Consider the following 12,382-nt stretch of genomic DNA (forward strand, 5'->3'; position numbering starts at 1 on the left):
TACTTCCAGATAGTAGAAAAATATTTCCGCTATGCGAAATAACAGTAGCGGAGATGTCATCGTCACGGAATTGCTCACCGCGGGGCGCGACGGGAGTGCGAATCCGACAGCCGAAGCAGGAGTACTCAATGGCTCGTATGACCGCTGCCCGAGCGGCAGTCGAGATCCTCAAGCGCGAGGGCGTCAGCAACGCGTTCGGTGTGCCGGGAGCGGCGATCAACCCCTTCTACGCGGCGCTCAAGGCATCCGGCGGGATCAACCACACGCTCGCCCGTCACGTCGAGGGCGCCTCGCACATGGCCGAGGGCTACACGCGTACCCACCCGGGCAACATCGGGGTCTGCATCGGCACCTCGGGCCCGGCCGGCACCGACATGATCACCGGCCTGTACTCCGCGATCGGGGACTCGATCCCGATCCTGTGCATCACCGGCCAGGCCCCGACCGCAGTGATCCACAAAGAGGACTTCCAGGCCGTCGACATCGCCTCGATCGCGGGGCCGGTCACGAAGATGGCGGTGACCGTCCTGGAGGCAGCGCAGGTCCCCGGCGTCTTCCAGCAGGCGTTCCACCTGATGCGCTCCGGCCGTCCCGGCCCGGTCCTCATCGACCTGCCGATCGACGTGCAGCTGACGGAGATCGAGTTCGACCCGCAGACGTACGAGCCGCTCCCGGTCTACAAGCCCGCCGCGACCCGCGCCCAGATCGAGAAGGCGATCGGGATGCTGAACGCGTCCGAGCGCCCCCTGATCGTCGCGGGCGGTGGCGTCATCAACGCCGACGCCGCCGACCTCCTCGTCGAGTTCGCCGAGCTGACCGGCACGCCGGTCGTCCCGACCCTCATGGGCTGGGGCCTGCTCCCCGACGATCACGAGCTGAACGCCGGCATGGTGGGGCTGCAGACCTCGCACCGCTACGGCAACGCGACCTTCCTGGAGTCCGACTTCGTCCTCGGCATCGGCAACCGCTGGGCCAACCGCCACACCGGCAAGCTGGACGTCTACACGGCCGGACGGAAGTTCGTCCACGTCGACGTCGAGCCGACCCAGATCGGCAGGATCTTCGCCCCGGACTACGGCATCGCCTCCGACGCGAAGGCGGCCCTGGAGCTGTTGGTCGAGGTGGCACGGGAGTTGAAGGCCGCGGGCAGGCTGCCCGACCGCTCCGCGTGGGCCGCGTCCGCGCAGGAGAAGAAGGCGAGCCTCCAGCGCCGTACGCACTTCGACGACATCCCGATCAAGCCGCAGCGCGTCTACGAGGAGATGAACAAGGCCTTCGGGCCTGAGACCCGGTACGTCTCCACCATCGGCCTCTCGCAGATCGCGGGCGCCCAGATGCTGCACGTCTTCAAGCCGCGGCACTGGATCAACTGCGGCCAGGCGGGCCCGCTCGGCTGGACGATCCCGGCCGCGCTGGGTGTCGCCAAGGCCGACCCGGAGGCGCAGGTCGTCGCCCTGTCCGGTGACTACGACTTCCAGTTCATGATCGAGGAGCTGGCGGTCGGAGCGCAGCACAAGATCCCGTACGTCCATGTCCTGGTGAACAACTCCTACTTGGGCCTGATCCGCCAGGCGCAGCGGGCGTTCGACATCGACTTCCAGGTCAAGCTGGAGTTCGAGAACATCAACTCGCCCGAGCTGGGCGTCTACGGCGTCGACCACGTCAAGGTCGCCGAGGGCCTCGGCTGCAAGGCGATCCGGGTGACGGACCCGAGCGAATTGGGCGCCGCCTTCGAGCAGGCCAAGAAGCTCGCGCAGGAGTACCAGGTCCCCGTGGTCGTCGAGGCGATCCTGGAGCGCGTCACCAACATCTCCATGTCGACCACGAACGACATCAGCAACGTCGTGGAGTTCGAGGAGCTCGCCACGGAGCCGGGACACGCGCCGACGTCCATCAGGACGCTGAAGGTCTGACACGGGAGGTCCTGACGCCTGTCGTCAGCAAGGGGGCGGTCCGACCGAGAGGTCGGACCGCCCCCTTTGTGTTCCCCCGTGCTGTCCCCCGTGCGGTGTACCCCCGTTCACGGAGCCCGCCGCCCCCGTGCCGGCGGGCCCCGTGTGAGGAGAATGTGCCCTGCGCCGGGGGTGGTTGAAGCCTTTTGACGCCGGTTCAGAGGTTGATCTGAGGGTTGCGTAGGCGACGTACGACCCGTGGTGTACGCGCCCGTCGGGGTCGCGTGCGGGGCGCAGCGGCACGCCGAAGAGCGCCGGGTACGGGACCGTCCGTACCCGGCGCTCTTCAGCCGGTGAGGTATCGGGTTGTGGCCGTCCGACGGTGCGAGGCTGGGCGCGACAGGACGTTCGCGCCGCCGGACGGGGTCCCGAGAGGGCTGGGGACCGCGGCGGATGCGACGGAACCGGGGGCTCCTTCCCTCAGGTCGAAGAAGGAGGCCGGACCTTCACCACCGCACTGGCTCGCACACCGCCGCGGTCCTCACGTCGCCCGCGCCCGTTCCCGGCGACCACCCCTCATCCGGGTCGGCCGGTCGCGGTGCGCGGGCGATGCGCCCGGTTCATGACCTCCCGTCAGGAATCGGGCGCGGTCTTGGGGTTCAGTCCTCGCGCAGGGCGCGGACCGCCTCCTCCACGCGCTTGCCGTAGTCCGGGTCGGCGGCGTGGAAGTGGGCCAGGTTCTTCTCGATCACGTCGTCGCGGGAGACCTGGGAGAGACCACCGGCGATGTTCGCGACCAGGCGGGACTTCTCCTCGGCGGACATCAGCCGGTACAGCTCGCCGGCCTGGAAGAAGTCGTCGTCCTTGGTGTGCAGGGGCGCCGCGTGCGTGCCGGTGTGGCCGGCCACCGCGAGCGGGGCCGACAGCGGGCGGCCGGTCTCCACCGGGCCGTCGTAGGAGTTCGGCTCGTAGTTCTTCGCGCCCCGGCCCTGGGTGTTGGAGGCCATGAAGCCGTCGCGGCCGTAGTTGGCGGCGCCGCCCGGCACCGCCTTCGGGGCGTTGACCGCCAGCTGCGTGTGGTTGACGCCGAGGCGGTAGCGGTGGGCGTCCGCGTAGGCGAACAGGCGGCCCTGGAGCATCTTGTCGGGGGAGGGGCCGATGCCCGGCACGAAGTTGTTGGGCGAGAACGCGGCCTGCTCGACCTCGGCGAAGACGTTGTCGGGGTTGCGGTCCAGGACCAGCCGGCCCACGCGCTGGAGCGGGTAGTCCTTGTGCGGCCACACCTTGGTGAGGTCGAACGGGTTGAAGCGGTAGTCCGCCGCCTCGGCCGCCGGCATGAGCTGGACGTACAGCGTCCAGGACGGGTGCACACCGCGCTCGATGGCCTGGAGCAGGTCCGTCTGGTGCGAGGCCGGGTCCTTGCCCGCGAGCTCGGCGGCCTGCTCGCTGCTCAGGCAGCGGACGCCCTGGTTGGTCTTGAAGTGGTACTTGACGAAGAACGCCTCGCCTTCGGCGTTCGTCCACTGGTAGGTGTGCGAGCCGTAGCCGTTCATGTGGCGGTACGACGCCGGGATGCCGCGGTCGCCCATCAGCCAGGTCACCTGGTGCGTGGCCTCGGGGGCGTGCGCCCAGCAGTCCCAGACGTTGTCCGGCTCCTGACGGCCTGTGAACGGGTCGCGCTTCTGCGAGTGGATGAAGTCCGGGAACTTGATCGGGTCCTTGATGAAGAACACCGGGGTGTTGTTCCCGACGAGGTCGTAGTTGCCCTCCGCCGTGTAGAACTTGACCGCGAAGCCGCGCGGGTCGCGCACCGCGTCCGCGCCGCCGAGGCTGTCGGCCACGGTCGAGAAGCGCAGGAACACCTCAGTCCGCCTGCCGACCTCGCTGAGGAAGTCGGCGTGGGTGAAACCGGTGACGTCGTCGGTCACCTCGAAGTGGCCGTACGCGCCGGAGCCCCGGGCGTGCACCACGCGCTCCGGGATGCGCTCGCGGTTGAAGCGCGCGAGCTTCTCCAGGAGGTGCTGGTCCTGGAGCAGGAGCGGGCCGCCGACGCCGGCGGAGGCGGAGTTCTGGTTGTCGGCGACCGGGGCGCCGGCCTCGGTCGTGAGCACGCGCTTCGACATCGTGGACCTTCCGTGCGGTGGCACTTCCGTGCGGGTGGCAGCGGAAAACTCTTTCCGCTTGATGGAGCCTAGAAGTGGGAGAAACTGAGCGTCAACAGTTTGTTGAAGTTGATTCCGGGCGGCGCCCCCGCCTGGGCGCGACAGGACAGGTGTCGGCGAAGGCGCCGCCCGGAAGTCTCGGGGTGGGTCAGACCCGGGCGCCGGAGAGGCGCTCGACCGCGCGCAGCAGCGCGGAGTGGTCCAGGCCGCCGTCGCCCTGTGCGCGCAGGGACGCGACCAGCTGGGCGACCACGGCGCCGACCGGCAGGGCGGCACCGACATTGCGGGCGGCGTCCGTGACGATGCCCATGTCCTTGTGGTGCAGGTCGATACGGAAGCCGGGCTTGAAGTCCCGGTTCAGGAAGTTGTCCTTCTTCCGCGTCAGCACGGTGGAGCCCGCGAGACCGCCGTTCAGGACGTCCAGCGCCGCCTTGAGGTCCACGCCGGACTTCTCCAGGAAGACCACGGCCTCGGCGCACGCCTGGATGTTCACGGCGACGATCAGCTGGTTGGCCGCCTTCACCGTCTGGCCCGAACCGTGCGGACCGCAGAGCACGATGGTCTTGCCGAGGGCCTCGAGAATCGGCTTCGCCGCGTCGAAGTCGGCCTGCTCACCGCCGACCATGATCGACAGTACCGCCTCGATGGCACCGGCCTCACCGCCGGACACGGGAGCGTCCAGGACCCGGATGCCCTTGTCCTTGGCGGCCTTCGCCAGGTCGACCGAGGTCTGCGGGGTGATCGAGGACATGTCGATCAGCAGCGCACCGGACCTCGCGTTCTCCAGGATGCCGTCGGGGCCGTAGGAGATGGCCTCGACCTGCGGGGAGGCCGGGACCATCGTGATGACGACGTCGGCGTCCTTCACGGCCTCGGCGATCGAGGCGGCGGCCGTGCCGCCCGCGGCGGCCAGGCGGTCCAGCTTGTCCTGCTCCAGCGTGAAGCCGGTGACCTGGTAACCCGCCTTGATCAGGTTCTCGGACATGGGGGAGCCCATGATGCCGAGACCTATCCACGCGATCTTGGGGAGATTGCTCATGATGGGGGTGCCTCTCTGTACTGCTGTGGTGCGTGAACGAACAGGTGCCGGTCAGCGGCCGTCGGCCCCTGCCGGCGTCAGCGGGCGAGGCCCTTTTCGGGGGTCGCGACGGGGCCGTCACGGGTGCCGTGACGTGGGGGCCGGGAGCGGTGCCGTCAGCGCGCGGAGCGCTGCTCGACGGGCAGCCAGCCGAAGGCCTCCGCGCTCGGACGGTCGCCCGGCTTGTACTCCAGGCCGACCCAGCCCTCGTAGCCCGCCTTGCCCAGCCGGTCGAGCAGCTCCTCCAGCGGGAGCGTGCCCGTGCCGGGCGCGCCGCGTCCCGGGTTGTCGGCGATCTGCACATGGCCGGTCTTCGGGGCGTACCGCTCGATCACCGACGGCAGGTCCTCGCCGTTCATGGACAGGTGGTAGAGGTCCATGAGGAAGCGGGCGTTGCCCAGTCCCGTCGCCTCGTTGACCTTGTCGACGACGCCGACCGCGGCCGGTGCGGACACCAGCGGGTACAGCGGCGACTCGGGCTTGTTCAGGGCCTCGATCAGCAGGATCGCGCCGATCCGGTCGGCCGCCCGTGCGGCGAGCACCAGGTTCTCCAGCGCGAGCGCGTCCTGCTCGGCCGGGTCCACGCCCTCGACGCGGTTGCCGTACAGGGCGTTGAGCGCCCCGCAGCCGAGGGACCTCGCGAAGTCCGCCGCGACGTCGACATTGGCGCGGAACCGCTCCGACTCCTCGCCAGGGACCGACAGGGCGCCACGGTCGGGGCCGGGCAGCCGGCCCGCGTAGAAGTTCAGCCCGGTGAGCCGGACGCCCGCGTCCTCGATCGCCTTCCTGAGGGCGTCGAGCTCCGACTGCCCGGGGTCGGGGGAGTCGATCCACGGCCACCACAGCTCGACCGCGGTGAAGCCGGCCGCGGCGGCGGCCGCGGGGCGCTCCAGGAGCGGGAGTTCCGTGAAGAGGATCGACAGGTTGACGTTGAAGCGCTGCTCTGCGAATCCCATCGCCGGCGCTCCCTTCCGTGTCGAGATTCCATATTGCGGAAGTTAGTTTCTGCTTACTGGAAGATTGCCGTTGGGTGTCGAAGCTTGTCAAGAGGGCTCGGCGGATGGCCGCACCGCGCGTTAGGTTGAGCGCGTGCGATTGAGAGTGGAGTTCACGACCGAGCCCTTCGACCTCGACGAGGCGCCCGCGCACGCGGTCGTGGCCCGCGAGGTGGTCGAGGCTGCCGAGCTCGACGCGGTGGACGTCGGCCCCTTCGGCAACACGGCGGAGGGTGGCGCCGACGCCGTGCTCACCGCCGTGGACGCCCTGCTGCGCCGGACCCTGGAGGCCGGTGCCACCCGGATCTCGCTCCAGCTCAATGTGGTCGGGGAGGGCGAGGCGTGACCGGAACCGGGGACGAGCCCTTCATCGCGGCGGTGAAGCCGCTGGTCGACGCCATGGGCGGCCAGATCCTCCCGCCGGACGAGGCCGGCCCCGAGGATGTCGTGCTCGCCTGGGAGGGGGTCGATGTGGTGGCCGTGCGCCTGCCCCAGCTCGCCGACTCCCTCGATCACATCCTGGCCGCCATGGAGCGCAGGAAGGGCAAGCCCCTGGCCGAGCTGGACCGCAAGGCCAAGCAGGAGGTCGTGCGGATTCTGGAGGCACGCGGCGCCTTCTCCGTGCGGCACGGTGTGGAGACCGTGGCGAGCGCGCTCGGAGTGAGCCGCTTCACGGTCTACAACTACCTGAACCGGGACAAGAACCCCTGACGGCGTCCCCCCGGTTTCGTTACCGCGAATTTTCAACAAAGTGTTGACGTCTCGTCGTCGTAGGGCGTTAGCTAGCGGCACGCCCGTTCAGTACGAAGGCCCAGCGCGGCCACGGAGGCTCCCGTGACGTCGAATTCCACGCCCCCGGGCCTGGCCCGGTTCAACGCCCTGGAGGAGCACGCGGCCCATGCCGCTCTCCACGAGGCGTGCGCCTCCTCGGTATGGGCGGCAAGACTGCTCGCCGCCCGCCCCTACGCCACCGCCGACGACCTCTACAGCGCGAGCGACGCCGCCATGGCGGAGCTGACCACCGAGGACCTCCAGGAGGCGATGGCCGGGCACCCGCCGATCGGCCGCCCCAAGCCGGGCGACCCGACCTCGGCCCGGGAGCAGCGCGGCATGGCCGGCGCCGCCGAGGAACTCAAGGCCGAGATGCTTGAACTCAACCTTGCCTACCAGGACAGATTCGGCCATGTCTTTTTGATCTGCGCCACCGGCCGGACGGGCGAGCAGATGCGCGACGCGGTCAAGGAGCGGATCGGCAACTCGCCGGAGCAGGAGCGGGAGATCGTCCGCGCCGAGCTGGGCAAGATCAACCGTATCCGGCTCGCCCGCCTCGTCGAAGAATCCTGAAGAGGACGCAGACCATGAGCACCAGCACCACCGCCTCCGTGTCCACGCACATCCTGGACACCAGCATCGGCCGCCCCGCCGAGGGCGTCGCCGTCCACCTCTCGGCCCGCTCGGGCCGGGACGCCGACTGGCGCGAACTCGGCGGCTCCGCGACCGACGCGGACGGCCGGTGCAGGGACCTCCCGGTGCCGCCGGAGGGGACCACCCACGTACGGCTCGATTTCGCGGTCGAGGCGTACTTCGAGAAGAAGCAAGCCGATGCGCAGCAGGACGCCCCCGCGAATCGGGACAGCGGTGCCGTGTTCTTCCCCGAGGTGGCGATCACCTTCGCCGTGAAGCCCGGGGAGCACTACCACGTACCGCTGCTGCTCAACCCGTTCGGCTACTCCGTTTACCGAGGGAGCTAGCTAAATGACCGTCAATTCCCGCCCTGGCCGCCCTGTGCTCCTGGGACAGAACCAGTACGGCAAGGCCGAGAACCGAGTCGTGAAGATCACGCGGGACGGCGCCACCCACCACATCAAGGACCTGAACGTCTCCGTCGCCCTGTCCGGCGACATGGAAGAGGTCCACTACTCCGGCTCCAACGCCAACGTCCTGCCGACCGACACCACCAAGAACACGGTGTACGCGTTCGCCAAGGAGTACGGCATCGAGTCCGCCGAGCAGTTCGGCATCCACCTCGCCCGGCACTTCGTGACCAGCCAGGAGCCGATCAAGACGGCCCGGATCCGCATCGAGGAGTACGCCTGGGAGCGGATCGAGGCCTCCGACGCCAACTCGCGGTTCATCGGGTCCGACGAGGTCAAGCACTCCTTCGTCCGCAAGGGCCAGGAGACGCGGCTCACCCAGATCACGTACGACGGTGAGCAGTGGGAGGTCGTGTCCGGTCTGAAGGACCTGGTCGTGATGAACTCCACCAACTCCGAGTTCTGGGGCTACGTCAAGGACAAGTACACGACGCTGAAGGAGGCGTACGACCGCATCCTGGCCACCCAGGTCTCCGGCCGCTGGCGGTTCAACTGGACCGACGACGAACAGCGGATGCCCAACTGGGAGAAGTCCTACGAGCAGACCAGGAAGCACATGCTCCAGGCCTTCGCCGAGACGTACTCGCTCTCGCTCCAGCAGACCCTGTACCAGATGGGTTCGCGGATCATCAACAACCGCAGCGAGATCGACGAGGTCCGCTTCTCCCTCCCGAACAAGCACCACTTCCTGGTGGATCTGGAGCCGTTCGGGCTGAAGAACGACAACGAGGTGTACTTCGCCGCCGACCGCCCCTACGGCCTGATCGAGGCCACCATCCTGCGGGACGGTTGCGAGGCGCGGATCCCCGTGGACCTCACCAACCTGTAAGCAGCAACAGAAATTTCGGCACCCGCGGCCGGAGAGCCGGGCTCCGAGGGCCGCCCGGCCGCGGTACTCAAATCCCCCAGGGTCCTGCCGTGCCCTCTCCACTTCAGCGCAAAGGACGAATCATGGCAGCAGCCCAGCGCATCGTCATCGAGAACTGTTCGATCGCGACGGTGGACGCGAACGACACCGAGTACGCCACCGGCCACCTCGTCGTCGCGGACAACCGCATCGAGTCGCTCGGCGCGGGCAGTGCCCCGGACGGCCTGCAGAACGTCGTGCGCCGCATCGACGCCACCGGGCATCTGGTCACCCCTGGCCTGATCAACACCCACCACCACTTCTACCAGTGGATCACCCGGGGCCTGGCCACCGACCACAACCTCTTCGACTGGCTCGTCGCCCTCTACCCGACCTGGGCGCGCATCGACGAGCAGATGGTGCGCTCGGCCGCGCAGGGCTCGCTCGCGATGATGGCCCGCGGCGGCGTGACCACCGCCATGGACCACCACTACGTCTACCCGCGGAACTCCGGCGACCTGTCCGGTGCCATCATCGGCGCCGCCCGCGACATGGGCGTCCGCTTCACCCTCGCCCGTGGCTCCATGGACCGCAGCGAGAAGGACGGCGGACTGCCCCCGGACTTCGCCGTCGAGACCCTCGAAGGCGCGCTCGCCGCGACCGAGGAGACCGTCAAGCGGTACCACGACGCCTCCTTCGACGCGATGACCCAGGTCGCCGTCGCCCCGTGCTCCCCGTTCTCCATCTCCACCGAACTGCTCAAGCAGGGTGGTGAGCTGGCCCGCCGGCTCGGCGTGCGCATGCACACCCACGGGTCGGAGACCGTGGAGGAGGAGAAGTTCTGCCACGAGCTGTTCGGCATGGGCCCGACCGACTACTTCGAGTCCACGGGCTGGCTCGGCGAGGACGTGTGGATGGCGCACTGCGTCCACATGAATGACTCCGACATCGCCGCCTTCGCCCGCACGAAGACGGGTGTCGCCCACTGCCCGTCCTCCAACGCCCGGCTCGCCGCCGGCATCGCCCGCGTCCCCGACATGCTCGCCGCCGGCGTCCCGGTCGGCCTCGGCGTCGACGGCACCGCCTCCAACGAGTCCGGCGAACTGCACACCGAACTGCGCAACGCCCTGCTCATCAACCGCCTCGGCGCGCACAAGGAGGCGGCGCTGAACGCCCGGCAGGCGCTGCGGCTCGGCACGTACGGCGGCGCCCAGGTGCTCGGCCGCGCCGCCGAGATCGGCTCGCTGGAGCCCGGCAAGCTCGCCGACCTCGTGCTGTGGAAGCTGGACACCCTCGCCCACGCCTCCATCGCCGACCCGGTGACCGCGCTGGTCTTCGGCGCGGCGGCCCCGGTCACCGCGTCGTTCGTCAACGGCCGGCAGATCGTCGACAACGGGCGGCTGCTCACGGCCGACGAGGACGCCATCGCCCGCTCGACGCGGGACGAGGCGCGGCGGCTGGCGCGGATCGCCGCGCGGTAGCCCCGTACGCCGACCGCTGATGGCGGTACGGCCCCTGATCACCGGCCGGGAGGGACGGCTCCCGGCCGGCAGCCGTGGACCCGAGCGGGGTCCATGGCGGCCGTCGCCGGGGCGTGCGTGCACGCGCGCGCCCCGGAACGGTCACCCGTCACCGCACGTCCGGTCCCGCACGACCACCCGCACCACCTCCCTGAAACCCACGGCAGCCATGCGGCGAGCCGTGTACCCGACCGGAGGGACGCCGCCGTGGCCGACCACCCCGTTGACGAGAAACTCCCCGCCCTGAAAATGGCGACCACCGGCCTGCAGCACGTGGCCGCCATGTACGCGGGAGTCGTCGCCCCACCCCTGATCGTCGGCGCGGCCATAGGCCTGAGCGCCGCCGACCTGACCTTCCTGACCGGCGCCTGCCTGTTCACCGCGGGCCTGGCCACCTTCCTCCAGACGCTCGGCATCTGGAAGATCGGCGCCCGGCTGCCCTTCGTCAACGGCGTCACCTTCGCGGGTGTCGCCCCCATGACCGCGATCGTCGCCTCCACCGAGGACAAGTCCGACGCGCTGCCGATCATCTTCGGCGCGGTCATCGTCGCCGGCCTCCTCGGCTTCCTCGCCGCCCCCTTCTTCAGCAAGGCGGTCCGCTTCTTCCCGCCGGTGGTGACGGGTACGGTCATCACGCTCATCGGCATCTCCCTCCTGCCGGTCGCCTTCGGCTGGGCACAGGGTCCGAACCCGTCAGCCGACGACTACGGCTCGGCGACCAATCTCGGCCTCGCGGCCGGCACCCTGCTGATCGTCCTGCTCCTGCGCCGGTTCACCAGGGGCTTCGTCAAGCAGATCGCCGTCCTGCTCGGCCTGGTCGCCGGCACCCTGATCGCGATCCCGTTCGGGGCCACGGACTTCGGGCCGGTGGCGGACGCGGACGTCATCGGCTTCCCGACCCCGTTCCACTTCGGCGCCCCGCAGTTCCAGCTCGCCGCGATCGTCTCGCTGTGCGTGGTGATGGTGGTGTCGATGACCGAGTCGACCGCCGACATGCTGGCCCTGGGCGAGATCGTCGACCGCCCCGCCGACGAGAAGACCATCGCCGCCGGCCTGCGCGCCGACACCCTCGGCTCGGCGATCAGCCCCCTCTTCAACGGCTTCATGTGCAGCGCCTTCGCGCAGAACATCGGCCTGGTGGCGATGACGAGGATCCGCAGCCGGTACGTCGTCGCCGTCGGCGGCGGCTTCCTGGTGCTGATGGGCCTGTGCCCGATGGCCGCCTCGCTGATCGCGGTCGTACCGCGTCCGGTCCTCGGCGGCGCGGGTGTCGTGCTGTTCGGCTCGGTCGCGGCGAGCGGCATCCAGACCCTCGTCCGGGCCGGTCTGGACAAGGACAACAACGTCCTGATCGTGGCGGTCTCCCTGGCCGTCGGCATCGTCCCGATCACCGCGCCGGAGTTCTACCACGCCTTCCCGGAGACGGCGAGGATCGTCCTGGACTCGGGCATCTCGACCGGCTGCGTGGCGGCGGTCCTGCTGAACCTGGTCTTCAACCACCTGGGCACCGGCGGCCGGGACGCCCACGACGTGACCCACCCGATGGAGGCGGGGGAGGAGCTCAAAGGGACGACGCCCCGGGCCCCCGCCACTCCATGAGGTTGGCGAACAACTCGGCCTGCTCGACGGCGTCGTCCAGCGCGATGGGGGTCCCCCCGGGCTCGAGCGAAGTCGAGAGCTTGGGGGAGCGTGTGACGGCGCCTCGACAGCAGCTCGCGCGGCATCGTTCCCTTCGCCACCGCGCGCAGCGGCAGGCCCGCCTTCGTGGCGTACAGCGTCTTCATGTCCAGGCAGCCCGAGTGCCCGAAGGGACTCGCGCCGGTGAAACGGATCAAGTACCAGTACAGGAAGGTCCAGTCGTACGACGCCGGATAGCCGCACATCACCGGCTGCGCGTCGCCGCAGACCTCGCGCACCCAGCGTGTGAACTGCGCGAGAGCCAGGGCGGGGTCGAGGCCCTCCTTCCCGAGGCGATCGCGGTCGAGCCCGCTCACGGCCAGCGCCTCCGGCACGA

At 69.5% G+C, this 12,382-nt stretch carries 11 protein-coding genes; 8 read left to right on the plus strand and 3 right to left on the minus strand.

Going from position 1 to position 12,382, the window contains the following annotated elements:
• The first annotated feature begins 128 nt into the window (after positions 1-128).
• A complete protein-coding gene (gcl, locus tag ACWCPI_RS24065) occupies positions 129-1,913 on the plus strand; it encodes a glyoxylate carboligase (protein ID WP_451040047.1) in 1,785 nt (594 codons plus the stop codon).
• Positions 1,914-2,551: 638 nt separating this feature from the next.
• Here gcl and ACWCPI_RS24070 read toward each other — a convergent pair.
• From ACWCPI_RS24070 to ACWCPI_RS24080, 3 genes are all read right to left on the minus strand, one after another.
• Entirely contained in the window at positions 2,552-4,015 is a 1,464-nt protein-coding gene (locus tag ACWCPI_RS24070) for a catalase (RefSeq protein ID WP_451040048.1), read from the minus strand.
• Between the two features lie 187 nt (positions 4,016-4,202).
• On the minus strand, positions 4,203-5,093 hold the full coding sequence (locus ACWCPI_RS24075; protein WP_451040049.1) for a 2-hydroxy-3-oxopropionate reductase: 891 nt from the start codon (positions 5,091-5,093) through the stop codon (positions 4,203-4,205).
• A 155-nt stretch (positions 5,094-5,248) separates the two neighbouring features.
• Positions 5,249-6,088 (minus strand): TIM barrel protein, encoded by an 840-nt coding sequence (locus ACWCPI_RS24080; RefSeq protein ID WP_451040050.1) that lies wholly within the window; start codon positions 6,086-6,088, stop codon positions 5,249-5,251.
• 133 nt (positions 6,089-6,221) lie between these two features.
• Between ACWCPI_RS24080 and ACWCPI_RS24085 the strand changes: the two genes are divergently transcribed.
• The 7 genes from ACWCPI_RS24085 to ACWCPI_RS24115 all read left to right on the plus strand — a co-directional run bounded on the left by ACWCPI_RS24085 (position 6,222) and on the right by ACWCPI_RS24115 (position 11,967).
• Positions 6,222-6,473 carry a hypothetical protein gene (locus tag ACWCPI_RS24085; protein ID WP_451040051.1) on the plus strand — a complete coding sequence of 84 codons (252 nt, stop codon included), beginning with the start codon at positions 6,222-6,224 and terminating at the stop codon, positions 6,471-6,473.
• The gene (locus ACWCPI_RS24090; protein WP_451040052.1) at positions 6,470-6,838 is read left to right on the plus strand and encodes a helix-turn-helix domain-containing protein; all 369 of its coding nucleotides are present in this window, start codon (positions 6,470-6,472) and stop codon (positions 6,836-6,838) included. Before ACWCPI_RS24085 ends, ACWCPI_RS24090 begins: the two co-directional genes overlap by 4 nt.
• Positions 6,839-6,961: 123 nt before the next feature.
• Complete coding sequence (gene uraD / locus ACWCPI_RS24095) at positions 6,962-7,471, plus strand: 2-oxo-4-hydroxy-4-carboxy-5-ureidoimidazoline decarboxylase (RefSeq protein WP_451040053.1); 510 nt, start codon at positions 6,962-6,964, stop codon at positions 7,469-7,471.
• Between the two features lie 14 nt (positions 7,472-7,485).
• Entirely contained in the window at positions 7,486-7,878 is a 393-nt protein-coding gene (gene uraH / locus ACWCPI_RS24100) for a hydroxyisourate hydrolase (protein WP_451040054.1), read from the plus strand.
• Positions 7,879-7,882: 4 nt separating this feature from the next.
• The gene (gene pucL, locus ACWCPI_RS24105) at positions 7,883-8,830 is read left to right on the plus strand and encodes a factor-independent urate hydroxylase (protein ID WP_451040055.1); all 948 of its coding nucleotides are present in this window, start codon (positions 7,883-7,885) and stop codon (positions 8,828-8,830) included.
• A 122-nt stretch (positions 8,831-8,952) separates the two neighbouring features.
• Positions 8,953-10,329 carry an 8-oxoguanine deaminase gene (locus ACWCPI_RS24110; protein ID WP_451040056.1) on the plus strand — a complete coding sequence of 459 codons (1,377 nt, stop codon included), beginning with the start codon at positions 8,953-8,955 and terminating at the stop codon, positions 10,327-10,329.
• Positions 10,330-10,575: 246 nt separating this feature from the next.
• Positions 10,576-11,967 carry a nucleobase:cation symporter-2 family protein gene (locus tag ACWCPI_RS24115; RefSeq protein WP_451040057.1) on the plus strand — a complete coding sequence of 464 codons (1,392 nt, stop codon included), beginning with the start codon at positions 10,576-10,578 and terminating at the stop codon, positions 11,965-11,967.
• Positions 11,968-12,382: the final 415 nt, after the last annotated feature.

Source organism: Streptomyces sp. NPDC001920, from assembly GCF_053594495.1.